This window comes from uncultured Cetobacterium sp., assembly GCF_947072685.1.
In the GTDB taxonomy this organism is placed as follows: domain Bacteria; phylum Fusobacteriota; class Fusobacteriia; order Fusobacteriales; family Fusobacteriaceae; genus Cetobacterium_A.
Genome location: NZ_CAMTIK010000008.1, coordinates 61,286 through 86,123 on the forward strand (window position 1 = coordinate 61,286; position 24,838 = coordinate 86,123).

At 30.6% G+C, this 24,838-nt stretch carries 24 protein-coding genes; 21 read left to right on the forward strand and 3 right to left on the reverse strand.

What is annotated here, in order from left to right; genetic code table 11:
- Positions 1–4: 4 nt before the first annotated feature.
- Complete coding sequence (gene mgsA / locus Q0V67_RS04340) at positions 5–373, reverse strand: methylglyoxal synthase (RefSeq protein WP_297597368.1); 369 nt, start codon at positions 371–373, stop codon at positions 5–7.
- A gap of 71 nt (positions 374–444) precedes the next feature.
- On the opposite strand from mgsA, the gene Q0V67_RS04345 reads away from it, so the two are divergent.
- The 8 genes from Q0V67_RS04345 (at position 445) to Q0V67_RS04380 (ending at position 7,467) form a co-directional block, all read left to right on the forward strand.
- Entirely contained in the window at positions 445–1,344 is a 900-nt protein-coding gene (locus Q0V67_RS04345) for a phosphatidylserine decarboxylase (protein ID WP_297597370.1), read from the forward strand.
- Positions 1,345–1,352: 8 nt separating this feature from the next.
- Positions 1,353–1,754 carry a NusG domain II-containing protein gene (locus tag Q0V67_RS04350; RefSeq protein WP_297597372.1) on the forward strand — a complete coding sequence of 134 codons (402 nt, stop codon included), beginning with the start codon at positions 1,353–1,355 and terminating at the stop codon, positions 1,752–1,754.
- A gap of 14 nt (positions 1,755–1,768) precedes the next feature.
- Positions 1,769–2,848 (forward strand): AI-2E family transporter, encoded by a 1,080-nt coding sequence (locus Q0V67_RS04355; RefSeq protein WP_297597374.1) that lies wholly within the window; start codon positions 1,769–1,771, stop codon positions 2,846–2,848.
- Positions 2,849–3,982 carry a class I SAM-dependent RNA methyltransferase gene (locus Q0V67_RS04360; protein WP_297597376.1) on the forward strand — a complete coding sequence of 378 codons (1,134 nt, stop codon included), beginning with the start codon at positions 2,849–2,851 and terminating at the stop codon, positions 3,980–3,982.
- Positions 3,982–5,202, forward strand: a complete 1,221-nt coding sequence (locus Q0V67_RS04365) for an NAD(P)/FAD-dependent oxidoreductase (protein ID WP_297597378.1) — start codon at positions 3,982–3,984, stop codon at positions 5,200–5,202. The genes Q0V67_RS04360 and Q0V67_RS04365 overlap by 1 nt, the downstream gene beginning before the upstream one ends.
- Positions 5,203–5,235: 33 nt before the next feature.
- Complete coding sequence (locus tag Q0V67_RS04370) at positions 5,236–5,889, forward strand: hypothetical protein (protein WP_297597380.1); 654 nt, start codon at positions 5,236–5,238, stop codon at positions 5,887–5,889.
- 124 nt (positions 5,890–6,013) lie between these two features.
- The gene (locus Q0V67_RS04375; protein ID WP_366938437.1) at positions 6,014–6,556 is read left to right on the forward strand and encodes a peptidylprolyl isomerase; all 543 of its coding nucleotides are present in this window, start codon (positions 6,014–6,016) and stop codon (positions 6,554–6,556) included.
- Positions 6,557–6,582: 26 nt separating this feature from the next.
- Positions 6,583–7,467, forward strand: coding sequence for an aldose 1-epimerase family protein (locus Q0V67_RS04380; protein WP_297597382.1), 885 nt, complete (start codon positions 6,583–6,585; stop codon positions 7,465–7,467).
- Positions 7,468–7,502: 35 nt separating this feature from the next.
- On the opposite strand, the gene Q0V67_RS04385 is transcribed toward Q0V67_RS04380, so the two are convergent.
- Together Q0V67_RS04385 and Q0V67_RS04390 are read right to left on the reverse strand one after the other, a co-directional pair.
- Entirely contained in the window at positions 7,503–8,516 is a 1,014-nt protein-coding gene (locus Q0V67_RS04385) for a molybdopterin-binding protein (protein ID WP_297597384.1), read from the reverse strand.
- A 15-nt stretch (positions 8,517–8,531) separates the two neighbouring features.
- Positions 8,532–9,308, reverse strand: a complete 777-nt coding sequence (locus Q0V67_RS04390; protein WP_297597386.1) for a YlmH/Sll1252 family protein — start codon at positions 9,306–9,308, stop codon at positions 8,532–8,534.
- Between the two features lie 112 nt (positions 9,309–9,420).
- Here Q0V67_RS04390 and pssA point away from each other — a divergent pair, with 112 nt between their 5' ends.
- The 13 genes from pssA to Q0V67_RS04455 all read left to right on the forward strand — a co-directional run bounded on the left by pssA (position 9,421) and on the right by Q0V67_RS04455 (position 24,836).
- Positions 9,421–10,131 (forward strand): CDP-diacylglycerol--serine O-phosphatidyltransferase, encoded by a 711-nt coding sequence (gene pssA, locus Q0V67_RS04395; RefSeq protein ID WP_297597409.1) that lies wholly within the window; start codon positions 9,421–9,423, stop codon positions 10,129–10,131.
- A 106-nt stretch (positions 10,132–10,237) separates the two neighbouring features.
- Positions 10,238–12,427: an ATP-dependent helicase gene (locus Q0V67_RS04400; protein WP_297597411.1), complete on the forward strand. Its 2,190-nt coding sequence runs from the start codon at positions 10,238–10,240 to the stop codon at positions 12,425–12,427.
- Positions 12,428–12,439: 12 nt separating this feature from the next.
- On the forward strand, positions 12,440–13,282 hold the full coding sequence (gene lpxC / locus Q0V67_RS04405) for a UDP-3-O-acyl-N-acetylglucosamine deacetylase (protein ID WP_297597413.1): 843 nt from the start codon (positions 12,440–12,442) through the stop codon (positions 13,280–13,282).
- Positions 13,276–13,701: a 3-hydroxyacyl-ACP dehydratase FabZ gene (fabZ, locus tag Q0V67_RS04410; protein ID WP_297597415.1), complete on the forward strand. Its 426-nt coding sequence runs from the start codon at positions 13,276–13,278 to the stop codon at positions 13,699–13,701. The genes lpxC and fabZ overlap by 7 nt, the downstream gene beginning before the upstream one ends.
- A 19-nt stretch (positions 13,702–13,720) precedes the next feature.
- Positions 13,721–14,494, forward strand: coding sequence for an acyl-ACP--UDP-N-acetylglucosamine O-acyltransferase (gene lpxA, locus Q0V67_RS04415; protein ID WP_297597417.1), 774 nt, complete (start codon positions 13,721–13,723; stop codon positions 14,492–14,494).
- Positions 14,494–15,297, forward strand: a complete 804-nt coding sequence (gene lpxI, locus Q0V67_RS04420; RefSeq protein WP_297597419.1) for a UDP-2,3-diacylglucosamine diphosphatase LpxI — start codon at positions 14,494–14,496, stop codon at positions 15,295–15,297. The genes lpxA and lpxI overlap by 1 nt, the downstream gene beginning before the upstream one ends.
- Positions 15,294–16,364 (forward strand): lipid-A-disaccharide synthase, encoded by a 1,071-nt coding sequence (gene lpxB / locus Q0V67_RS04425; RefSeq protein ID WP_297597421.1) that lies wholly within the window; start codon positions 15,294–15,296, stop codon positions 16,362–16,364. The genes lpxI and lpxB overlap by 4 nt, the downstream gene beginning before the upstream one ends.
- 1 nt (position 16,365) lies before the next feature.
- Positions 16,366–18,207, forward strand: coding sequence for an ABC transporter ATP-binding protein (locus tag Q0V67_RS04430; protein ID WP_297597423.1), 1,842 nt, complete (start codon positions 16,366–16,368; stop codon positions 18,205–18,207).
- Positions 18,208–18,220: 13 nt separating this feature from the next.
- Entirely contained in the window at positions 18,221–18,952 is a 732-nt protein-coding gene (gene rph, locus Q0V67_RS04435; RefSeq protein ID WP_297597425.1) for a ribonuclease PH, read from the forward strand.
- On the forward strand, positions 18,952–19,542 hold the full coding sequence (locus Q0V67_RS04440; protein WP_297597427.1) for an XTP/dITP diphosphatase: 591 nt from the start codon (positions 18,952–18,954) through the stop codon (positions 19,540–19,542). Before rph ends, Q0V67_RS04440 begins: the two co-directional genes overlap by 1 nt.
- A gap of 46 nt (positions 19,543–19,588) precedes the next feature.
- Positions 19,589–23,104: a chromosome segregation protein SMC gene (gene smc, locus Q0V67_RS04445; RefSeq protein WP_297597430.1), complete on the forward strand. Its 3,516-nt coding sequence runs from the start codon at positions 19,589–19,591 to the stop codon at positions 23,102–23,104.
- Positions 23,105–23,119: 15 nt separating this feature from the next.
- Positions 23,120–24,136 (forward strand): tetraacyldisaccharide 4'-kinase, encoded by a 1,017-nt coding sequence (gene lpxK / locus Q0V67_RS04450; protein ID WP_297597432.1) that lies wholly within the window; start codon positions 23,120–23,122, stop codon positions 24,134–24,136.
- Positions 24,126–24,836, forward strand: coding sequence for a hypothetical protein (locus Q0V67_RS04455; protein ID WP_297597434.1), 711 nt, complete (start codon positions 24,126–24,128; stop codon positions 24,834–24,836). The genes lpxK and Q0V67_RS04455 overlap by 11 nt, the downstream gene beginning before the upstream one ends.
- Positions 24,837–24,838: the final 2 nt, after the last annotated feature.

The window sequence follows — 24,838 nt, forward strand, 5'->3', positions numbered from 1 at the left end:
ATAATCATTTGTCAAGACCTAGAATAAGAAGTTCGGCGGTTGCTAAATTAGTGGCAATCGGAACTTTGTGTACATCTGCAATTCTTATAAGTGCAGAGATATCAGGTTCATGAGGTTGAGAAGTAAGAGGATCCCTAAAAAAGAGTATAGCTTTTATATTGTCCATAGCTACTTCAGCACCAATTTGTTGGTCTCCGCCTATTGGGCCAGATTTGAAACGCTGAACAGTCAAATCTGTAGTTTCCATAATTCTAAGACCTGTTGTACCAGTTGAAACAAGAGGATATTTAGCTAAGATGTGCTCATTTTTTTTAACAAAAGTAACCATCTCTGGTTTCATATTGTCATGAGCGATTAGTGCAATTTTTTTCATTGTAACCTCCGTAAGTTTTTCTTCTATGTGTATTATACAACAAAAAATTAATATATAAAAGGAGTAAGTGTATGAATTTTGATAAAATTATTTATATTGAGAGAAAAACCAAAGAATTTAAAACAGAAAATCCACCAGGTGAAGGATTTTTAAAGTTTTTATATTATAGTCCGTTTGGAAAATTGCCGTTAAATTTAGTTGTTAGAAAAAAATTTCTAACAGAATTTTATGGAAAGAAAATGACTGGAAAGAGTTCTGTACAAAAGATAGAATCTTTTGTAAAAGAGAATAATATAGATATGAGCGAATCTAAAAAACAAATAGGAGAGTTCACATCTTTTAATGATTTCTTTATAAGAGAGCTAAAACCTGAAGCAAGAATTATTGCGAAAGGGGATGAGGTTCTAGTATCTCCAGCTGATGGGAAAGTTTTAATTTTTTCTGATTTAAAAGAAACGTCGAAATTTTTCTTAAAAGGAGACGAGTTTACACTGGAGGAATTTTTAAAAGATAAAGAAGAAGCTCAAAAATTTAAAGGTGGAACTTTAATGATAATTAGATTAGCACCAGTGGATTATCATAGATTTCACTTCCCAGCTGATGGTTTAATTTCGAGTTCAAAATTAATAGATGGATATTATTATTCAGTATCTCCTTATGCAATTAAAAAGAATTTTAGAATATATTGCGAAAATAAGAGAGAAATATCTATTTTAAAAACTCAAAAATTTGGAGATATAGCGTTGAGTGAGATAGGAGCAACTATGGTTGGTGGTATAACCCAAACATATAAACCAGAAAGTTTTGTAAAAAAAGGAGAGGAGAAAGGATTTTTCTTTTTCGGAGGATCATCATGTGTTTTACTTTTTGAAAAAAATAAAGTTACTTTTGATAAAGATATTTTAGAAAATAGTAAAAATGGAATAGAGACAAAAGTTTATATGGGAGAAAAAATAGGAATTGCTAAGTAGGTGGGGTTGTGAACAATAGAAAAAGATATTTTAGAAAAGGTGATATCATAATTTATTTACTATTGCTAATAATATTTGGTGCACTGGGGGTTAAAATAACTGAATTTAAATCGTCTGATGCGTCGAATGCTGAGGTTTATGTAAATAACGAACTTAAGTATGTTTATCCTTTACAAGAGGAGGAGCGAGAAGTTTTTGTTCCGACCGACATAGGTGGAGTCAATATAAAAATAAAAGATAAAAAGATAAGAGTAATGACCTCTAACTCTCCTTTGAAATTAAATGTAAAACAAGGGTGGATAAGCAATCCAGGGGACGTGATAATCGGTGTTCCAGATAGATTGATAATTAAAATTATAGGGAAAAATAAAAAAATAGATTCTGAAGATATGGACTTTATTATTAGATAAAAAGGAGTTTTGGTATGAAAAAAGAATATATACATATTTTTTTTATAGGTTTTTTACTCGTAGTGATTCAAACGTTCCTACAACATAATAGTGAGTTTACATCTATCATGGGAGAGATGTTTTCATCGGTAAAACCCTTTATATATGCGGTTTTTATAGCGGTGTTGGTGAGCCCACTAGTAAAAGTTTTAGAAAATAAAGTTAAAATGAGAAGATCATTAGCAATTGGACTAAGTTTAGTAGTAGTTTTTGCTGTTATAATAGGTTTGTTTTTTATTGTAATTCCAAATATAATAAGTAGCGTGACAGATTTGGTTGAAAAATTTCCTAGTATGCTGAATAGCTTGAGCTCTAATACAGTACATTTAATAGATTATTTAAAAGAAAAGAATATGCTGTTTTTTAATCCAAAAGAGATTGAGACAAATTTAACCAATTTTATAAAAACTAACGTAGGAAATGTTAAAAGCTTGGCATTTGGTGTTGGAGCAGGAGTTATCAGAAGTTTGCTGGGTATCGCAAGCTTTTTTATAGGAGTATTTATCTCTTTGTACTTAATGTATAGTAAAGAGTATTTTATGGAGTTTTTAGAGAATATATTCAAGTTACTTACAACAAAAGAGAGAGCTCTTTATGGAGTTAATTTTGTAAGAAGAGTAAATGACGTATTTTTAAAATATATTTTAGGAAGAATAGTGACATCTGCCGTTGTGGGATTAGTTGTATTTATAGTTTTAATTATAGCAAAAGTTCCGTATGCTTTATTAAGTGCAGTAATGGTTGGAGTTGGAAATATGATTCCATATGTAGGATCTATTGTAGCCGGGACTATAGCTACATTTTTAATAATATTAGCAGCCCCAGCAAAAGTGGTATATCTTTTTATAGCAATAGCTATTGGACAAACAATTGATGGATTTTTAATAGGACCAAAAATAATGGAAGAATCGATAGGAATGAGTAGTTTCTGGAGTATCGTTGCAGTTATGGTATGCGGAAGTTTTTTTGGACCTTTAGGGATGTTTTTAGGAGTTCCAGTGTTTGTTGTTATAAAATTTATATATATAGAGTGTTTGAATAGAAGGAGTGAATAGATGAAAAAATATACATTAATAGCCTCAGCAACAATGGGGTTAGAGAGCGTTATAAAAGATGAGTGTAAAGATTTAGGATTTGAAAATGTGACTACATTTAACGGAAGAGTAGAATTTGATGGTGACGAACAGGATATAGTAAAAGCTAATTTACATCTGAGATGTGCGGATAGAGTATTTGTAAAAATGGGAGAGTTTAAGGCTTTAACATTTGACAATCTATTTGAAAATATCAAAAGAATCCCGTGGGAAAATATAATAACAGTGGATGGAGAATTTCCAATCAGCTGGGTAAGTTCAGTAAAGTGTAAGTTGTTTTCAAAATCTGATATTCAAAGGATTGTAAAAAAAGCAATAGTTGAAAGATTGAGAATGGCATATCAAACAGATGAATTAGTTGAGACAGGAGCTCATTATAGAGTTAAGATTCAAGCTCATAATGATATATTCTTAATAATGTTAGATACAAGTGGAGAAGGACTTCACAAAAGAGGATATAGAAATTTAATAAATGAAGCGCCAATGAAAGAGACAATGGCAGCAGCATTGGTTCTTTTAAGTCGTTGGAAGGGTGGAGATCGTCCATTGTTAGATCCAATGTGTGGAACAGGTACTATTGCTATAGAAGCAGCTATGATTGCAAGAAACGTAGCACCAGGAGTAAATAGAAATTTTGCTTCCGAAAAATGGAGTGTAATTCCAGAAAATTTATGGATAGACCTGAGAGATGAGGCTTTTTCAAAAGAGGACTATGACAAAGAAGTTAGGATTTATGCTTCCGATATTGATGAAGGGACAGTAGAAATAGCTAGACTAAATGCTATAAGAGCAGGAGTAGATGAGGAAATAGAATTTAAATGTATGAATTTCCTTGAGTTAGAAAATATGGCAGAAAAAGGGTGTTTAATAACTAATCCTCCATATGGAGATCGTCTGTTAGATGATGATGCAGTTGAAAGATTGTACGGTCTTATGGGAGATATATTCATGATGAGATTTTCAAAGTGGTCTTACTACATAATAACATCTTATGAGAACTTTGAAAAAAGTTTTGGGAAGAAAGCCACTAAAAATAGAAAGTTATATAATGGTGGAATAAAATGTCATTATTACCAATATTACGGGGCTAGATAATGAAAAATTTTGATCTGATTGTAGTTGGTGGTGGTCCTGGTGGAATATTTGCAGCAATAACTGCAGCAGAAAAGGGTTTTAAAGTAGCTCTTTTAGAAAAAAACAAAAGAATTGGGAATAAGATTTTAGTTGCTGGAAGTGGGAAATGTAATTTAACTCACGTAGGTAAACCAAAGGATTTTTTAGATAAATATGGAGAAAGTGGAAAGTTTTTAAAGGAAGCACTAAATAAATTTTCTCCTGATAAGCTAAGAGAATTTTTTGCTGAGAATGGACTTTCACTAGTTTTAGTTGAGGAGAGCGGGAAATTTTTCCCCTCAACTTTTAGCTCAGTAGATGTTGTCAGTTTATTGAGAACAAAATTGACAAAACTAAATGTTCAAATTGTTGAAAATTTTAAAATAGAAGAGATTCTAAAAGTGAATGATGAATTTCATATAGTTAGTGATAAAGAGGAATATAGAGCAAAGAATGTATTGCTTGCAACAGGAGGTAAATCTTATCCTGGAATAGGGACTACCGGTGATGGGTATATATTCGCAAAAAATTTAGGACATAAAATAGTTCCGCCACAACCAGCATTGGCACCTATATTTGTAAAGGAATATAAATTTGAAGAGTTATCAGGGATAAGTTTTCAAGATGTTAAAATAATATTTTGGAAAGAAAATAAAAAACTTATAGAAAAAATGGGTTCAATTTTATTGACACACACTAATTTTAGTGGACCTGGAATTTTAGACAATTCAAGATATGTTGAAAGTGGAACCTACATGGAGATAAACTATATTGGTTTAGACTGTGAGGGGTTCAATAAAAATATAATTGAATCAATAAATACAGATGGAAAAAAAACTGTAAAAAAATACCTATTGAAATATATGTTGCCTGAAAGGTTTGTAAAAAAAATATTAACGATTTCTGAAATTTCAGAAGATCTAAAGTTGTCAGAATTATCTAAAATAAAGAGAGAAAATTTAGCAAGAATGCTAACTTCTAATAAAATGGAAATAAGTAAAGTAGGAAATTTTGAGATGGCTATGGTAACTAAAGGTGGAGTTTCTTTAGAAGAAATAAATTCAAAAACTATGGAATCGAAAAAAGTTAGAGGTTTATATTTTGCGGGTGAAATTCTTGATATAGATGGTGATACAGGAGGGTACAATATCCAGGGAGCTTGTTCTATGGGTGTTTTAGCTTCAAAATCTATGGGGAAGTAGAGTAGCCACAGAATAGAAGGAGAAGATGGGATTATGAAAAAAGATAAGTTTAGGGAATATGCACTAGAAGTGGCTCTTACTGTTTTAAAGATTTCTTCAACTCAACTGGATAAACTAAAAGAGAAAGGGGATCTTTCAGGAGTAGAAATATTACAAGAGAAAGTGATATGTCCGTATGAAAGAATATATGGGGCACTCTTAGAGATGAAGGTTGATAAGATGTCTGATGAAGAATTTAACTCTTTCAAAGAGATGGTTGAAGAGTTGAGAGTAAAAAACAGCTTAACTACAGAGGCTATAGAGAACGCTTTGAAGAGAAGAGATGATCTTAAAAATAATTCAGGATCAAAAGTTGTAGAGAAGTTTTATAAATATAATATCAATAGATTATTGGATAAAAAGTCAAAAATTGTAGAGGTTTTTAATAGTTTAGGGATTGAAGAGCAAAAATTAGAAAACTTATTAAAAGATACTATACAAGAAGAGGAACAATTTGATATAATCTATAAGTTACAACCAGTGAGAGAGAAACTTAGAGATGTAGAAATAAAATATGTAAAAGTTGAAAAAGATATCGATGAGTTGAAAAAAAAGTTAGAATCAAAATGGCCTTATGAAATATATGGGGTTGTTTCTGAAAAAGAACTTTTAGAAACATATAAAGAGGCATTTAAGACGGAGGACTAGAGTAATGGAAAAGGGTTTTAAACAAATTTTAATCTTATTATCAGTATTTGTTGTATTTTTCGCTTCGAAAAAGATGTTTGCAAAACCAAGGGTTGTTTTAGGAAAAAAAATGGAGGTAAAGAGTATGAAAGATGTAAAATTAAATGCAAAAATAGTTACAGCAAGAGGAGATATTAACTTAGTACTATTTCCAGAGGTTGCACCAGTGACTGTATTAAACTTCGCACACTTAGCAATGAGAGGGTACTATAATGGAATTAAATTCCATAGAGTTATTGAAGACTTCATGGTTCAAGGGGGAGATCCTACTGGAACAGGAACTGGTGGACCAGGATATCAATTTATTGATGAGTTTAAAGAGGGTGTAGTTTTTGATAAAAAAGGTGTTTTAGCAATGGCAAATGCTGGACCAGAAACAAATGGATCGCAATTTTTTATCACTCATATTGAGACACCATGGTTAAATTACAAGCATACAATATTTGGAGAGGTTGTTTCTGAAGCTGACCAAAAAGTTGTAGATTCAGTTAAACAAGGAGATATAATTGAGAGAATAGAGATAACTGGAGATGTAGAAAAATTCTTAAAGAATGAAGAAAATGCTGAATTCACGGCAGAAATGGATGAGATCTTAGATTCTCAATTCCCTAATTTAGTTCAATACTAATAAAAATTAAAGGAGAGAGAACTCTCATGATAAAAATTGAAAATGATAAGTTGGTAGTTTTAATAAGCAAGTCCGGGGCGGAGTTGAAAAGTGTTATCAGAAAAGATAACGAGATTCAATATATCTGGCCAGGTACAAGTGGAAGCTTTAAAAAAAGTGCTCCAAATTTATTTCCATTTATTGGGAATATAGCAAATGGTAAAATCGATTATCCAATTGGTGGGAAAAGAATGGTTTTACCGATGACAAAACATGGATTTGCAAGAGATTTGGAGTTTAAACTTCTTGAGAGCAGTGAAACAAAGGCTATATTTGAATTGACTCCTAACGAATATACAAAAGAGAAATACCCTTATATTTTCTCTTTCAAAGTTATTTATAAACTAGAAGAGGATATATTAACTCATGAATATGTTGTTGAAAATAAGGATACAGAAACTATGTATTATCATATAGGTGGACATACAGCTTTTTATTGTAATTTCAATAGAGATTTAAATTTTGAAAATTATTATTTAGAATTTGAAAAAGAGGAGTGTCATCTTTATAAAATAGATGAAAGAAACAATTCATTCTTATCAGATAGATTTGAAGTGATACAGACTCCTAAAAAATTTACTTTATCAAAAGAAAGTTTTGAAAAGGATGCGTTAGTTTTTGATGGGATACAAAATCGTATTGTGAATATAAAACATTCTGAATCTAAACATGGAGTTGAGTTTAGATTTGAAAAATTTCCAGTATTAGCCTTGTGGACAAATACTGACTCTAGTGAGTTTATCTGTTTAGAGCCTTGGGCAGGAATTACAGATTTTACAGAAAACTCCTCAAGAGTTGAAGATAAAAAAAATATTCAAACATTAAATTCCTTTGAGGTGAAGAGTTACTCTCAAATTATAAGGTTTTATTAAAAAAGATGAGAGAAATCTCATCTTTTTTTATAGAACTATTTTCCGAAAGAACAGTGAGGAAATGTACATATAGGACAATTTAAACAAAGTCCACCATGTCCGTAACTGGCGATATCTTTGAATGTAATTCTATCTCCAGCTAAAATTCTAGGAAGAACTAAATCAAAAGCAGTTCTTTTAGAGTGCATAACACATCCAGGGAGACCAAGAATAGTTTTGTCATCGTGGTATGCAAGAAGAAGCATGGCGCCAGGAAGAACAGGGGCACCGTATGTAATAAGTTCTCCCCCCATCTCTTTAATTGCGAGCGGAGTTCTGTCGTCAGGATCAACTGACATACCGCCAGTACAAAGAATAATTTCAGCCTCTGTAAGTAGAGCTTCTTTTATTTTATCTTTTATCATCTCTTTATCATCGGAGGAGAAAGTATGGTAAATAACTTCACAACCATATTCTTTAACTTTTTCGGTTAAAATAGGGCCAAATTTATCTTGAATTCGACCATAATAAACTTCATTTCCAGTACTTATGATAGCAACTTTTTTAGGAACTATTGGAAGGATGGAGATAATTTTTTTTTGAGATGAAGTCTCCATAAGGTTTATTTTAGTTTCATCAATTACAAGAGGAATAACTCTAGTTCCAGCGACTTTAGTTCCTTTTTTTACGGGAGTATTATTTTGAAGGGTTGCAACGATAATCTCGCCCAACATATTAATCTTTAGAAGTTCTTTTACATTCACTTTTAAAAGCCCGTCGGTTTGAGCAGAAAAATCAATTTTACCCTCTTTAATTGTAGAAAAATCTAGACCAGTCCCGGCAATGTGATCTTTTATTCTGATTGCAGCATCATTTTCATGAAGAGTTCCTTCTTGATGTTCCCAAACGAAAAGATTATCTTTTCCAAGTTTTAAAAGTTCAGGAATATCACTCTCTGTAATGATATGACCTTTTTTAAATGCGACCCCTTTAAATTCTCCAGGAACTATTTTTGTAATATCATGACAAAGTATCATTCCAGTAGCATCAATAGTTTTTACAGTTTTCATACTCAATGTCCCCTCCTAAATATATTGTTTGATAATAATTTTAAATTTACCTTTTTTTGTTTCACCTAAATTTTTATATAGAATAAATTTACCTATCTTTTTAATTGTAATAACTGAGCCAATGTTAGTTATTTTACTTTTGTTTTTTTCAATCGAATAGTTGACCGAAACATCGCCGGATTCAATGAGATCAGTACTAATGTTTCTAGAAAAATTTCCAATAGCAGCAATTACAGAATCTAAACGTAATGAGCTAACAGCATTAGAAATATCTTTAAATTGAGGTTTAGGAATTTCTAAACAGCTTACATCAGTAATTTTTATAGGAATTGTATTTATTTGGTGTAAGTTATCTTTTATAATGTCGTAAATATCTTGAAAAGCAATACAATATCCGATATTATCTTGAACTAAAATATCCCCCAAAGTTTCTCTTTTTAAACCTAAGCTCATAATTGAACCTAAAAAATCTTTATGATGAAGTGTTTTAAATTTATTTGTTCCAACAATTTTAAAATATTTCACAGGAAATTCAAGGTTAGTTTCTGAAAAATTTTTAGGTGCAAAAGCGACAATTTTTTTTTCTGAAGTAGGAGTTAGCCCAAGTGTAAATATTTGGAGATTAAATTGGTTACTGATTTCACTTAGTTTTGTCCAAATTTGTGGTGAAATGAAGCTAGTCGTATATATAGGGAATTCTATTTCTAAACACAGTGTTAAATCCTCCCAAAGAGATGCTATTAAAAATTCATCCTCGTTAGGAAAAATATTAAAAAAATAATTCTTATTCATTAAATTTTTCTTCACCTTCTTTATACTAGTTTATAAACTATCCATATATTGATTTTATCCTATATATGTGATAAAATCAAATAGATTTGTAAAAACAGGGAGATGATTAAAAATGGTAGAAAGAAAGTATATTGCACCAAATGCAATTACAGCAGCGAATATGTTTTTAGGATATCTAAGTATCACAGCTTCAATAGCTGGAGATTTCTCAAAAGCTATTTGGTTTATAATACTAGGAATGGTGTGTGATGGGTTGGATGGAAAAACAGCCAGAAAACTAGATGCATTTAGTGAATTTGGAAAAGAGTTTGATTCCTTCTGTGATGCAATAACTTTTGGATTAGCACCAGCAATACTTGTTTATTCGGTTTTAAATAAATCCGCAAATATAAGTTCATTTGTAATACCGATATCTTTTATATATGCACTGTGTGGGGTAATGAGATTAGTGAAATTTAACATAGTTACAACAGCGTCAAGTGAAAAAGATGATTTTAGTGGAATGCCAATCCCATCTGGAGCATCGGTTGTATGTTCTTATCTGTTGTTTGTTGAAGTGGTAAGAAATAATTTAGGAGTAAATTTATTTTCAGTTGAAATGTTTGTAGGGTTAACATTAGTTGCAGCTATATTGATGGTTAGTACTATTCCATTTAAAACGCCAGACAAAGTATTTAGTTTTGTTCCAAAGAAGTTAATGGTACCATTTATATTGATAATATTGGCGACATTAAAGTACAGTATGTTTATTGTTACATGCTACTATATTCTTGTGAACTTGCTTAAATTTTTTACAGAAAGATCAAAAGATGAGATAGAATAAAAAAAAAGACTATGATACCCGATAAAATCCAAAAAAACTATTGGAAAATCGGGTATTTTATTTGAATAGTGATATAATTATATGGTATAATTTTAAAGGAGAAACTATGAGTATATTAGATAAGTTAAACGAGAAGCAGAGAGAGGCTGCTCAAAAAATAGAAGGTCCACTTTTAATACTAGCAGGAGCTGGCTCAGGAAAAACTAGAACAATAACATATAGAATAGCTCACATGATAAACGAAAAAGGGATATCGCCATACAAAATTTTAGCGGTTACATTTACAAATAAAGCAGCTAAAGAGATGAGAGAAAGGGTTGAAACTTTAATAGGCGATGATGCTCATAAAGCTATGATCTCTACATTTCACTCTTTTGGAGTTAGGCTTTTGAGAGTTTATGGAGAAAAGTTAGGATATAATTCAAATTTTACTATATATGATATAGACGATCAAAAAAGGGTTATAAGAAATATCATGAAAGAGTTTGTTGTAAAAGATAAATCTTTAACTGAAGGGATGGTTGTATCGATTATATCAAAGTTAAAGGAAAATAGTATTACTCCGGCTGACTACGAAAAAGAAAATAGGTTTGATATAAACTATAAGATAATTTTAGAGTGTTACAGAAAATACAATGTCATCATTAAAGAAAATAACGGTATGGATTTTTCTGACATATTAGTAAATTTATATAAACTTCTTGAAATGCCGGATATTTTAGAGAAATTACAAGAAAAATTTCACTATATAATGATTGATGAATATCAAGATACAAATAATTTACAATATAATATTATAACTAAAATAGCTTCTAAGTATAGAAATATTTGTGTTGTTGGTGATGAAAATCAAAGTATTTATGGGTTTAGAGGAGCCAATATAAAAAACATATTGGATTTTGAAAAAGAATATAAAGATGCACTGGTTGTAAAACTAGAAGAGAACTATCGTTCTACATCAGCTATATTAACGGCGGCAAATGAAGTAATAAAAAACAACAAAACATCTAAAGATAAAAATTTATGGACTAAGAAACCGCAAGGAGAACTGATAACTATAAAAGAATGCCAAGATGGAAGAGAAGAGGCAAATTACGTAATAGAAGAGATTATAAAAAGAAAAAATTTGGGAAAAACATATAAAGATTTTACGATTTTATATAGAACAAATGCTCAGTCAAGGGTATTTGAAGAAGGTTTTTTAAAATATAATATTGCGTATAAAGTTTTTGGTGGAATGCAATTCTATCAAAGAGCTGAAATAAAGGATCTTTTAGCGTATTTGACCGTTATAAATAATTCACAGGATACAATAAATTTGAATAGAATTATAAATGTTCCCAAGAGGAAGCTTGGAGATAAAAGTATAGAAAAGATAAAGAATTATGCTAATGAGAATGGGATGTCAATGTTTGAAGCCTTGAAAAATGGAAAAGAGATTCCCGGATTAACTACTGGGGTGAAGATAGCTTTAGATGAGTTGTGCACAATTTTATCAGATTTGATTGAGATGGTTCAAGAGTCAAGTGTAAGCGAAGTATTTGATGAACTGATAAAGAGAATTGGGTATTTTTCATATTTAAACTCATCATATGGGGTTGAAGCAGAAGGGCGAATAGAGAATGTTGAAGAGTTAAAAAACTCAATAGTTGAGCTAGAAAAGACAGTGGATTTTTTAACTTTGAGAGAATATTTAGAAAATATATCTTTAGTTAGTGCCACCGATAACTTAGATGGTGAAACAGATTATGTAAAATTGATGACAATCCATAACTCAAAAGGATTGGAGTTTCCAGTGGTATTTTTAACAGGTGTTGAAGATGATATATTCCCTGGGTCTAAAAAACTTTTATTTAATCCAGAGGAGTTAGAAGAGGAAAGAAGACTGTGCTATGTAGCAATAACAAGAGCGGAAGAAAAGCTTTATATAACACATGCTAGAAGTAGATTTACTTATGGAGAAATAATTGGAAAAGTAAAGTCAAGATTTATTAATGAGCTTCCATCAGAGGTTGTTGAACAAGAGAATAGAGTAGGAAGCACTTTACAAAAATCAAGATTGGGTGAGGATAAGAAAAAAATAACTGGATTTAAAAATCTAATCTCAGCTGAAGATTTGAAGAAAATAAAAAGCTTTGAAAATTCTCCTTTTAAAATGGGTGAGAAAGTTATTCATTCAAAGTTTGGTTTAGGAAAAGTAGTTGAAATATCTGAGAAAAAAATAGGAGTACAGTTTGTTGATGGAAAAAAAGAGATAGCTTTAGTTTTAGCGACAAAATTTCTATCAAAAGCATAGTAAGGAGAAAGAATGAAAAGAAAAACTCTTAGAGAAGAACTTGTCTATAATGGAATAGGACTTCACAAAGGTGAAGATATAAAATTAAAATTAATTCCTGCAGAAAATGGGGGGATTATTTTTAAAAGAATAGATTTGGAAGATGGAAAAAACGAGATTTTAATGGATATTGAAAATAGTTTTGACCTTACAAGAGGAACAAATCTTAGAAATGAGTTTGGAGCTTCGGTTTATACGATTGAACATTTTTTATCAGCACTTTATATTATGAATATAACAGATTTAATTGTGGAGCTAGATGGAAACGAGCTTCCAATATTAGATGGAAGCGCAAAAATATTTGTAGAGCTTTTAGAAGAAATTGGAACAAGAGATCTTACAGAGGATGTCGAAGAAATTGTGATTAAATCGGCTACAAATTTAACAGTGGGAGATAAACACATTGTTGGATTACCTTTTGATGGATATAAAATAACTTATACAATAAAATTTGATCACAGTTTTTTAAAAAGTCAAATGTTAGAAGTTGAAGTAGATTTGGAAACCTATAAAGATGAGATAGCTAAAGCTAGAACATTTGGATTTGATTATGAGGTGGAATATTTAAAGCAAAATAACTTGGCTCTTGGTGGAACTTTAGAGAATGCAATAGTTATAAAAAAAGATGGAGTTCTAAATCCGAGTGGACTAAGATATGAGGATGAGTTTGTAAGGCATAAAATTTTAGATTTAATAGGAGATTTAAAAGTTTTAAATAGGCCAATCAAAGGACATATAATAGCTATCAAAGCAGGACATGCTTTAGATATAGAGTTTGCAAGATTACTAAAAAAGCAGGAGGAAAAAACATGTTAGATATTATGGAGATAATGAAAAGAATACCACATAGATACCCGTTCTTATTGGTAGATAGAATTTTAGAAATGGATAAAGAGGCTCAAACAATAAGAGGTTTAAAGAATGTTACAATAAATGAGCAGTTTTTTAATGGACATTTCCCAGGACATCCAATTATGCCAGGGGTTTTAATAGTTGAAGGAATGGCTCAATGTTTAGGTGTTTTAGTTTTAGATGATACTGAAGGCAAAGTTCCTTATTTTGCAGCAATTGAGAATGTGAAGTTTAAAGCACCAGTAAGACCAGGAGATCAGGTTATATATGAAGTAAAAGTAGATAAATTAAGAAGAAACATAGTAAAAGCTACAGGAGTAGCAAAAGTAGATGGGAAAGTGGTGACAGAGTCATCGTTTACATTTACCATTATGGATAAATAGAGAGTAGGGTGAAAAAATAGTGATTGAAATTCATAGCACTGCTATAGTTGAAGATGGAGCAAAACTAGAATCTGGAGTGAAAATAGGTGCTTTTTGTATAGTAGGAAAAGATGTAACAATAGGAAAAAATACTGTATTACAATCTCATGTTGTAGTTGAAGGGATAACAGAGATAGGAGAAAATAACACAATATATTCGTTTGTATCTATTGGAAAAGCATCTCAAGACTTGAAGTATAAGGATGAACCAACTAAAACTATAATAGGAAATAACAACAGCATAAGAGAGTTTGTTACAATTCATAGAGGGACAGATGATAGATGGGAAACAAGAATTGGAGACAATAATCTATTGATGGCTTATGTTCACGTGGCTCACGATGTTATAGTGGGAAATCATTGTATATTAGCTAACGGAGTTACTCTGGCAGGACATGTTACAGTAGATGATTTTGTTATAATAGGTGGATTGACACCAGTACATCAATTTTGTAGAATAGGATCATATTCTATGACAGGTGGTGGGAGTGCAATTAATCAGGATATATGTCCATTTGTTATGGCTGAAGGGAATAAGGCTGCAATAAGAGGATTGAATAGCGTTGGACTTAGAAGAAAGGGATTTTCTGATGAGGAACGTTCAAATATAAAAAAAGCGTATAAAATTATATTTAGAAATGGAACTCCTTTAAAAGAAGCTTTAATAGAGTTACAAGAAGGATTTTCAGAAGATAAAAATATAAAGTATCTTGTAGAATTTATAAAAGGAAGCAATAGGGGGATTACAAGATAATGAAAAAAGTTGGAATAATAGTAGGTAACGGAAAGTTACCTCTATATTTCCTTAAAGAAGCGCAAGCTCAGGATATAGAGGTGTATATAATAGGACTTTTTGATACGATTGAAAATGAAATAAAGGAATATAAAAATTATAAAGAATTTAATATAGGACAGATAGGAGAGATAACAAAGTATCTATTATTAAATGATATATTAGAAGTGGTAATGCTTGGGAAGGTAGAAAAATCAGTTCTTTTTCAGGAGATGAAATTAGATTATTTTGGGGAAGAACTGATGAAAAAACTACCGGATAAAAAAGATGAGACACTTCTTTTTGGTGTTATCTCTTTTTTAAGATTGAATAAAATCAAAGTTTTACCACAAAATCACCTGTTAGGAAATATGATGTTTTTAAATAGTTGTTATACAAGATTATTGCCAAGTAAACAGGATATGGAAACTATAAAAATTGGTATAGAAGCAGCTAAAGCTTTGAGCGAGGTTGATGCAGGTCAAACTGTAGTTTGTAAAGAATCCTCTGTTGTAGCTTTGGAAGGGATAGAAGGAACTGATAAAACTATAGAAAGAGCGGGAGAATACGCTGGTGAGGGGTGTATTGTTGTAAAAATGTCTAGACCCCAACAAGATATGAGGGTGGATATACCTGCAGTGGGGATAGAAACTATAAAAAAAGCAATAGATATAAAAGCAAAAGGGATAGTTGCAGAAGCTGGAAAAATGCTATTTTTAGATTCTAAAGAATGTATTGAACTAGCTGAAAAAAACAATATCTTTATTATTGGAGTGAAAATATGAAAATATTTGTTTCGACAGGAGAAGTATCGGGAGATTTGCACTTATCCTATTTAGTTAAAGAAGCCAAAAGTTTAGATGAAAGTGCAAGGTTTTATGGCGTTGCAGGAAAGCATTGTAAAGAAGTGGGAGTAGAGATCATACAGGATATTGATGAACTTGCTATCATGGGATTTACTGAGGCTATAAAAAAATATAATTTTTTAAAGAATAAGGCCAAAGAGTACATTGGATTTATAAAGCGTGAGAATATAAAAAAAGTTATAATGGTAGACTATGGAGGATTTAATCTAAAGTTTTTAGAGATGTTAAAAAGTGAGATTAAAGATATAGAAGTGTTTTATTATATTCCACCCAAACTTTGGATTTGGGGAGAAAAACGGATAGAAAAGCTAAAATTAGCAGATCATATCATGGTAATATTTCCTTGGGAAGTGGAGTTTTATAAAAAGCATGGACTTGAAGTAGTTTATTATGGAAATCCTTTCACAGAGAGATATAAAAATGTAAAACATAAAGGTAATAAAATTTTACTGCTACCAGGAAGTAGAAAACAGGAGATAAAATCGTTAATTCCTGATATACTTGAAGTAGTAAAAAGAAACCCAAACCAAAAATATCTTTTAAAATTATCATCAAATGACCATTTAAAATGGATAGATGAGAATTTAGAAAGTTATTCAAACTTAGAGGTAAATTGCATAATAAGCTTAAAAGAGGCTGTAGAGGAGAGTAGGCTTGCGATTGCAGCATCTGGAACAGTAACTTTAGAATTAGCACTACTTGGAATGCCAACTATAGTGATTTATAAAACTAATTTTTTTAATTACTTTATAGCTAAATATATTTTGAAGGTAGGATTTGTATCACTTCCAAATTTAACTCTAAATGAGGAAGTTTTTCCAGAGTTACTTCAAAAAAAATGTAATCCTGATGAAATAGAAAAAAATATGATAAATATTTTAGAAAATTTAAACTTTGTTCAAGAAAAAATTCAAAAAATAAGAGAGAAGCTTTCTGGAAATGAGATTACAAAACAGTATGCTGAATTTTTATTGAAAGGAAAATAAAATGGAAAAAATAAATAAATTTGACAAGAAAATAATGGGGTTGTTTAAGAATAAATCTTTAAACACTTTCTTGAAATATAGTTTGAAATATAAAGGAGCTATGGTTGGAGTGATAATACTTTCAACAATAACTTCTCTTATGAGTGCAGTTCCTGCATGGTTAAGCAAATATTTGATAGATGATGTTTTAGTGAAAAAGAATGCCCAGATGATGATGATGGTTATAGGAGCTATTTTTGCTTCAACAATTTTAAAAGTTATAACAAACTATTTTGCTGATATATCATCAGGCTATATAACAGAAAAGATAAGAAGAGATATAAAAGTTGATGTTTTTACACATCTTCAAAAACTTCCAATAGCTTATTTTAAACAGAATAAGCTAGGAGATATTATGGCAAGACTTTCTGGAGATTCAACAACTCTTGGAAGAATAGGATTTATGTTGTTTGATATGCTTAAAGAGTTTATAACTGTTCTAGCACTTCTTGTAAGAATGTTTCAGGTGGATATAATACTAGCTCTGATATCTTTAACTGTTTTACCTGCAATTTTATCAATGGTAAAAAAATATACTAAAAAAATTAGAAAATCAGGAAGAGTTAGACAAGACACGGTAGGAGATGTAACAGCTTTTGTACAAGAGGCTCTATCGGGTGTTTCAGTTATAAAAGGATTTAATAGAAGTGATAAAATAATTGATAGATATAAGAGTGTAACTCAGGAAGAATTTGATAAGATATATAAAACTACGAAAATAAAAGCAAAAATATCTCCTATAAATGAGGTTTTAGCAACAATAATGATTCTTTTAGTGGCTTCATATGGAGGGTATCAAATTATAGTAGTTCAAAGTATGACACCCGGAGATTTGATCTCTTTCATCACAGCGATAGGACTTATGCAACAGCCGTTAAAAACTTTAATTAAGAGAAACAGTGAGCTTCAGGAAGCACTTCCTTCGGCAGATAGAGTTATTGAAATATTTGATGTACCATTAGAACCAGATCATATTGGTGAGATATTAAGACCAGTACCTGAAATTATTGAAAAAATTAGCTTTAAAGATGTAGATTTTAAATATGATGATGGGGAAGAAAATGTGTTGAAAAAGTTTACTTTAAATGTGAAAGCAGGAGAAGTTGTAGCTCTAGTAGGGAAAAGTGGAAGTGGGAAAACAACACTTGTAAATCTTTTACCAAGATATTATGATATTACAGGTGGAAGCATAAAAATAAATAAAATTGATATAAGAGAGATATCTTTAGAAAAATATAGAAATCATATAGGGATAGTTCCGCAAGAAACATTTTTATTTAGTGGAACAATAGGTGAGAACATAGGATTTGGCAAGGATAAAGTGTCTCAAGAAGAGATAGAAAACGCTTCTAAAATGGCGAATGCGTATGACTTTATAATGGAATTACCAAATCAGTTTGAAACTGAAGTAGGAGAGAGAGGAATTCTTCTATCTGGAGGACAAAAACAAAGAATAGCGATAGCTAGAGCTTTAATTCAAAATCCAAGTATAATGATACTAGATGAAGCAACATCTGCTCTTGATACAGAATCAGAAAGACTTGTGCAAGAGGCTTTAGATAAATTGATGCAAGGAAGAACAACTTTTGTTATAGCTCATAGATTATCGACGATAATAAACGCTGACAAAATAGTTGTAATGGAAAATGGAGAGATAAAAGAGGTTGGAAATCATCAAGAACTTCTTAAAAAAGATGGGATTTATAGAAAACTTTATGAGATTCAATTTGGAAAAGCACAGCCAATAGAAACGGCACAGCTCATAGAGAATGGTAGTTTAGAAGAGTTAGAACAGTATATATAGGAGAGGTAAAAAAATGATAAGACAAGATGGAAGAAAAACAGATGAAAAAAGAGAAGTAAAAATCACTAGAAACTACACAATATATGCAGAAGGATGTGTTTTAATAGAGGTTGGGCATACAAGGGTTATATGTACTGCAACAGTTGTAGATAAAGTACCCCCATTTTTAAGAAATCAAGGTAAAGGATGGATTACAGCGGAGTATTCGATGTTACCAAGAGCAACAGGAGAGAGAAATCAAAGGGAAGCTGCTAAAGGGAAACTTGGTGGAAGAACTATGGAAATTCAAAGACTTATAGGAAGAGCGTTGAGAGCTTGTATCGATTTAGAAAAATTAGGTGAAAGAACTGTTACAATAGATTGTGATGTAATTCAAGCTGATGGTGGAACAAGAACGACAGCTATAACTGGTGGATTTATAGCTTTAGAGATGGCTATGAGAAGGCTTGTAGAAAAAGGTGTATTGACTGAAAATCCAATAACATCAAATATAGCTGCAATTTCAGTAGGTGTAGTTAAAGGAACTCCAGTTTTAGATTTAATGTATACTGAGGATTCAGAAGCTGAAGTAGATATGAATGTTATTATGAATGATAAGGGAGAGTTTGTTGAAATTCAAGGAACTGGAGAGGAAGCTACATTCACAAGAAAAGAGTTAAATAGTCTACTTGATTTAGCTGAAAAAGGAGTTTATGAGCTTATAGAAATCCAAAGAAAAGAGATAGAGGAGGAGTTTTCAAAGTAATGAAAATATTTTTAGCCACAGGAAATAAAAAGAAAATCGATGAGATGTCAAAAATATTAGATGGATTAAAATTTGAAATACTTTCTATAAAAGATGGGATCGAGATTCCTGAGGTTGTAGAAGATGGAGATACTTTTGAGGAAAATTCTAGGAAAAAAGCTTTAGAGATAGCAAAGTTTACAAATATGATAACAATATCCGATGATTCTGGTCTTTGTGTTGAAGCTTTAGATGGAGCTCCTGGAGTTTATTCAGCAAGATATGCAGGAGAAGATTCAAGTGATGTAGAAAATAATAAAAAACTAATTGAAAATTTACAAGGTGTAAAAAATAGGAAAGCTAAATTTGTTACGGTTATAACTTTAGGTAAACCCAATGGAGAATCGTACTCTTTTAGAGGAGAAATTGAAGGTATAGTTATAGATGAAGCTAGAGGAAAAGATGGATTTGGATATGATCCACATTTTTATCTATCAGAATATGATAAAACATTTGCAGAGATGCCTGAAATAAAAAATCAAATCAGCCATAGAGCGAGAGCTTTAAAAGCTTTAAAAGATGGGATTGATAAAATATTAAATATAGGCTAACCTCAGGGTTAGCTTTTTTTAAGAAAAAAATTAGTTAGGAGAAATAATGTATTTAAAAGGTGTAGAAATTTATGGATTTAAATCTTTTGGTGAAAGAATAAGAATAGATTTTGATGGCGGAATAACATCAATAGTAGGACCAAATGGAAGTGGAAAATCAAATATATTGGATGGAATATTATGGGTTTTAGGGGAGCAATCATATAAAAATATAAGAGCAAAAGAAAGTAAGGATATAATATTTTCAGGTGGAGAAGGGAAAAAAGCTGCGAGTTATGCAGAGGTATCTTTATTTATTGACAATAAAGATAATTTTTTTCCAATAGAATCAGAAAGCATTAAAATAACAAGAAAAATGTCTCAAAATGGAGATAACGACTATTCAATAAATGACAAAAAAGTTAGATTGAAAGATGTAGGGGAGCTATTTTTAGATACAGGTGTTGGAAAGAGTGCTTATTCAGTAATTGGACAGGGAAAAGTAGAAAGAATTATCTCATCTTCGAATAAAGAAATAAAAGGGATTATTGAAGAAGCAGCAGGGGTAAAGAAGTTTCAATATAAAAAACTAGAGGCAGCAAAAAGATTGGAGAAAGTCCAAAATGAGTTAGAAAAAATAGAGTTAGTTTTAGGAGAAATAGGAGAAAATAGATCAAGAGTTGAGAGACAATCTAAAAAAGCTATGGAATATTTGGCTATTAAAGATGAAAAAAATATCCTTCAAAAAGGTGTTTTAACTTTTGATTTCAATTCAAAAACATCAATTATTAATTCCGGAGAGAAAGAAAATGAAAGATTAACAAACTCTGTAGGGTACTTAGATGCAGAGGTTAAAAAATGTGAAATCGAGTTAAATAAGATTGAGGAGAGAAGAAAAGAGCTGTACGTAAAGATTGAAAATTTCTCAGAGAGCAATACGGCTCTTAAATCTGAAATCGAATTTTTAGAAAAAGAAGAGATAAGGGTAAGAGAAAGACAAACATCTTTTGAAAGAGAGTTGAAGCAAAAAGAGGAAGAGAATGAACTTTTAAATAAGGTTATTTCAAATAAAGATGAAATATTCTCTAAACTTTTGGAGGAAAAAGCTCGAGTAAAAGAGAGAGTTTTAGAAATAGAGATTAAGAATAAAGAGTTTGAAAAAATTATTGGTGAAAAAGAAGGCATTAAAAAAGATAAAGAGATTGCTGTTGAGTTAAAAAAAAGAAAGATAATGGATTTAGAGGTTGAAAAGTTAAAATTACTAAATGAAATTGAAAGTTCAACGAGAAGAATGAAAGGTAGTGAATTTAAAGTAAATTCATTGAAGGAAGAACTTTCTGGATATGATCAAAAAGTTGCGGATAATGGAATTGAAGTTGAAAAGGCAACAAAAGATAAAGAACAAAAGTCAAAAGAGCTTAAAGAGACTGAAGAGAGACAGATAAAATTAGAACAAGAAATAAGCGATTTGAGTAAAGATATGAATAAAGCATCTGAGCTTATAAGAAGTGCAGAGTTCGAAGAGAGAAGATCCTCAGCAAGACTTCAAGGTCTATATAGAGTTCAAGATAGTAATGAAGGCTTCTATAAAGGTGTAAAAGAGATTTTAAATGCAAAAATTCAAGGTGTTGAAGGGGCAGTAATATCACTTATAACTGTACCGGAAGACTATCAAAAAGCAATAGAGGCTGCTATCCCAGGGAATCTACAGGATATAGTTGTGACGACGAGTGAAGTAGCAAAAAATGGAATTCAACTTTTAAAAGAAAAAAAAGCAGGAAGAGCTTCATTTTTAGCGCTAGATACAATAAAAATTGGTTCTTTAAGAGATATTCCTAAAAAAAATGGAGTGATTGGAAGAGCATCGGAACTTGTATTAGCAGATAAAAAATATACAAAAGTTTTAGATATGCTTTTAGGAAATATTTTAATTGTTGAAAATACAGATACAGCTTTAAATATTTTAAAAGAAAATAGTTTTGGTGGAAATATAGTTACGCTTTCTGGAGAGTTACTTAGCTCAAGAGGGAGAATAACTGGAGGAGAAAGTGGAAACTCAATAGTAAGTCAAATTTTTGAAAGAAAAAAAGAGATAAAAAGTCTGGAAGAGACAGTGACTGATTTAAGTTCTAAGCTTAAAATTTGGAATGAAAAGATTGAAGTAATGAATAAAAATCTTGAAAAGTATGAGGATGAGATAGGTGGTATAGATGCCTTAGAGGATTCTCTTAGAAGACAAACTAAGCTGGCAGAAGAACTCTATAAAGATTTGAAAGAAAAAGGACAAAAGATAGAAAAAGAACGAAGAGTTATTGAGATAGAGATAAAAGAGGAAGAGAACTATAGTGTTGAATACGCTAAGAGGGTTGAGAGTTCTCAAAGTGAAAAAGGGATTACAGAAAAAATAGTTTCCGAATTAAAGGATGAACTAGATACAGAGAATAATCATATTCAGAATTTAAATTCAGATATAAGTATACTGAGAAATGAGTTTTCAGATATCAGAATACTTTATTTGAATAGTCAGGATAGATTTAGCCAGATAGAAAAAGAAGAACTTAAAGAGAAATTTGAAAAACAAGAACAAATAGATAAAAAAGAAAAAATATTAAAAATTATTGAAGAAATAAAAAAAGAACTTGAAAAATTACAAGAAAAGGCTCATACTATAAGTGAAGAGATAAAAAATAAAAATATGAAGTTTGAAAATGAAAACCAAGAACTAAAGGAGATGAAAAAAGAGGATCATCTCTTGGAAGAAAAATCAAAGGAACTTATAAGAAACTCAAGAGAATTTGAAACTAATCTATTTAAAGAAAAAGAAATTTTAAATAGAGAGATTGAGAGAAAAGAGAGAATAACAAAAGAAATAGATGAAATTCTACTACAACTAGAAGAACTTTTAGAAGTTGAAGGAGTAGTTTTATCAGATGAGGATTTGAAATCTAGTAGATCTAAAGTTAGAGAACTTGAGATTAAATTAAAGAATTTTGACTCAGTTAATCTACTTTCAATAGAGGAGTTTAAAGAGTTAGATAATAAATATAAGTTCATAGACCTTCAAAGAGAGGATTTAGTAAAAGGTGAAAAAAGTTTATCTCTATTAATAAAAGATATTGATGAAACAATAGAGAAAAAATTTTATGAAGCTTATGAGGAAATCAATAAAAACTTTAATGAAATGTGTATAGAAACACTGGATAATTCAGAGGGAAATCTTTCTCTTCATAACGGAGAAGATTTTGCAAATTGTGGAGTGGAAATATCTGTAAAGTATAAAAATAAAAAAAGACAGGCCTTGTCGCTTTTATCGGGTGGAGAGAAATCAATGGTTGCTATAGCCTTTATAATGGCAATATTTATGTATAAACCAAGTCCGTTCACTTTCTTAGATGAGATTGAAGCAGCTTTAGATGAAAAAAACACAAGAAAATTAATAGGAAAGTTAAAAGAGTTTACAGATAGGTCTCAATTTATACTTATAACACATAATAAAGAAACAATGAAAGCCTCGGATTCTCTATATGGAGTAACAATGAATAAAAAAATAGGAATCTCTAAGTTAGTTCCGGTAAAAATTTAGTAAAGAGAGGAAAAAATGAGACTTTTATCGTATATATATTTTTTTATAACCTCAGTACGAAATTGGCTTTACGATAAAGGGTATTTCAAAATAAATGAGATACCAGATGTTGATATTTTATGTGTGGGGAATATAACTGTTGGAGGAACTGGCAAAACACCAGCGGTTCAATTTTTTGCAAAAAAGCTTATGAAAATGGGAAGAAATGTAGCTATTGTTTCTAGAGGATATAGAGGAAAGCGAAAGGTTGAACCTTTGGTTGTTAGTGATGGAAAGAAAATATTGGCAACACCTAGAGAAAGTGGGGATGAACCATATATTCATGCTTTAAATTTAAAAATTCCTGTTATTGTGGGGAAAAATAGATATGAAGCTTGTAAATTTGCTGTAGAAAAATTTGGAGTAGATACCATTATTTTGGATGATGGATTCCAACATAGGAAACTAAAAAGAAACAGAGATATAGTCCTAATAGATGCTACAAATCCTTTTGGTTGGGGAGCACTTCTTCCAAAAGGTACTCTTAGAGAGGATTTTAAAAAAGCAAGTGAGAGGGCAAGTGAATTTATAATAACGAAATCAGACCTTATTTCAGAAAGTGATTTAGAAACTATTAAAAGGTTTTTAAAAGTCAAGTTTAAAAAGCCAGTATCTGTGGCAAAACATGGAGTAACATCGCTCTGTGATATAAAAGGGAATGCAAAACCATTATTTTGGGTAGCTGGGAAAAGAGTTTTATTATTTTCAGGACTTGCGAATCCACTTAATTTTGAAAAAACAGTGATATCCTTAAATCCGGCATATATTGAAAGAGTTGATTTTATGGATCATCACAATTTTAAAGAGAAAGATTTTGAAGTAATAAAAAAAAGAGCAGAGGCAATGGATGCTGATTTTATAATAACTACAGAGAAAGATTTAGTAAAACTTCCTAAAAATGTGAAGTTAGAAAATATTTTTGTGTTAAAAATAGAGTTTACAATGCTCGAAGATAACAGTTTAGAAGGATTTGGTGAAGTGAATGAAAAATAGGATAAAAGAAAGATTTATAAAGGTTTTAGAGAATGCGGAAATTCTTGATAAAAGAGCATATTTAACTATAGATGGAGAGGGAAATGTAGAGAGAAAAGCTATGAACCTAACAATTCCAGCTATGGTATTTTGTCAAGATGAAACTATTTTTGAAGAAATATTAAAAATAGAATCGAATAAAAAAGAGAGAGAAAAAGAGAAAAAAATAGATCGTCTTTCAAATCTTACTATAGATAAGTTGAAAGAAAATTTTACAAAATTAGTTGTAAAAGGTGAAGTTGAATTTGCAAAAAGATATGGAAAAGAATTAGCTTTAAGAGATTTAGAAGAGTTTAATAAGGCCCTATTCAATCTTTCGTTAATGGATAATATAGCTTTTAAAAAACCAATGATGGCACTTGCTATGAGAGAAATTTTGAAAACTATAGGTTGGGATGATAAAGTTGGATATTTAGTCATATCTTATTTTACAAAGCAAAGATATGATTTGAGTTGTTTGGAATTAGTAGAAGGTATTGAGAATAAGGATTTTGATGTTCCAGATATATTGGAGCTTATAGCTTATAAAAAAGTCTTAAATGAATATGAGTATAAAAATGAAAAAAAATATGCGGCAATGCTTTCTAAATGGAAAAATGAGACTAAAGAGCTAGCTATTTCTCCTGTAGAAAATGAAATATTAAAGACTATTAAGTTTTAAAG

Coding starts and splice junctions, on each gene's coding strand:
- mgsA (WP_297597368.1), bottom strand. CDS start 373: ATGAAAAAAATTGCACTAATCGCTCATGACAATATGAAACCAGAGATG.
- Q0V67_RS04345 (WP_297597370.1), top strand. CDS start 445: ATGAATTTTGATAAAATTATTTATATTGAGAGAAAAACCAAAGAATTT.
- Q0V67_RS04355 (WP_297597374.1), top strand. CDS start 1,769: ATGAAAAAAGAATATATACATATTTTTTTTATAGGTTTTTTACTCGTA.
- Q0V67_RS04360 (WP_297597376.1), top strand. CDS start 2,849: ATGAAAAAATATACATTAATAGCCTCAGCAACAATGGGGTTAGAGAGC.
- Q0V67_RS04365 (WP_297597378.1), top strand. CDS start 3,982: ATGAAAAATTTTGATCTGATTGTAGTTGGTGGTGGTCCTGGTGGAATA.
- Q0V67_RS04370 (WP_297597380.1), top strand. CDS start 5,236: ATGAAAAAAGATAAGTTTAGGGAATATGCACTAGAAGTGGCTCTTACT.
- Q0V67_RS04375 (WP_366938437.1), top strand. CDS start 6,014: ATGAAAGATGTAAAATTAAATGCAAAAATAGTTACAGCAAGAGGAGAT.
- Q0V67_RS04380 (WP_297597382.1), top strand. CDS start 6,583: ATGATAAAAATTGAAAATGATAAGTTGGTAGTTTTAATAAGCAAGTCC.
- Q0V67_RS04385 (WP_297597384.1), bottom strand. CDS start 8,516: ATGAAAACTGTAAAAACTATTGATGCTACTGGAATGATACTTTGTCAT.
- Q0V67_RS04390 (WP_297597386.1), bottom strand. CDS start 9,308: ATGAATAAGAATTATTTTTTTAATATTTTTCCTAACGAGGATGAATTT.
- pssA (WP_297597409.1), top strand. CDS start 9,421: ATGGTAGAAAGAAAGTATATTGCACCAAATGCAATTACAGCAGCGAAT.
- Q0V67_RS04400 (WP_297597411.1), top strand. CDS start 10,238: ATGAGTATATTAGATAAGTTAAACGAGAAGCAGAGAGAGGCTGCTCAA.
- lpxC (WP_297597413.1), top strand. CDS start 12,440: ATGAAAAGAAAAACTCTTAGAGAAGAACTTGTCTATAATGGAATAGGA.
- fabZ (WP_297597415.1), top strand. CDS start 13,276: ATGTTAGATATTATGGAGATAATGAAAAGAATACCACATAGATACCCG.
- lpxI (WP_297597419.1), top strand. CDS start 14,494: ATGAAAAAAGTTGGAATAATAGTAGGTAACGGAAAGTTACCTCTATAT.
- lpxB (WP_297597421.1), top strand. CDS start 15,294: ATGAAAATATTTGTTTCGACAGGAGAAGTATCGGGAGATTTGCACTTA.
- Q0V67_RS04430 (WP_297597423.1), top strand. CDS start 16,366: ATGGAAAAAATAAATAAATTTGACAAGAAAATAATGGGGTTGTTTAAG.
- rph (WP_297597425.1), top strand. CDS start 18,221: ATGATAAGACAAGATGGAAGAAAAACAGATGAAAAAAGAGAAGTAAAA.
- Q0V67_RS04440 (WP_297597427.1), top strand. CDS start 18,952: ATGAAAATATTTTTAGCCACAGGAAATAAAAAGAAAATCGATGAGATG.
- smc (WP_297597430.1), top strand. CDS start 19,589: ATGTATTTAAAAGGTGTAGAAATTTATGGATTTAAATCTTTTGGTGAA.
- lpxK (WP_297597432.1), top strand. CDS start 23,120: ATGAGACTTTTATCGTATATATATTTTTTTATAACCTCAGTACGAAAT.
- Q0V67_RS04455 (WP_297597434.1), top strand. CDS start 24,126: ATGAAAAATAGGATAAAAGAAAGATTTATAAAGGTTTTAGAGAATGCG.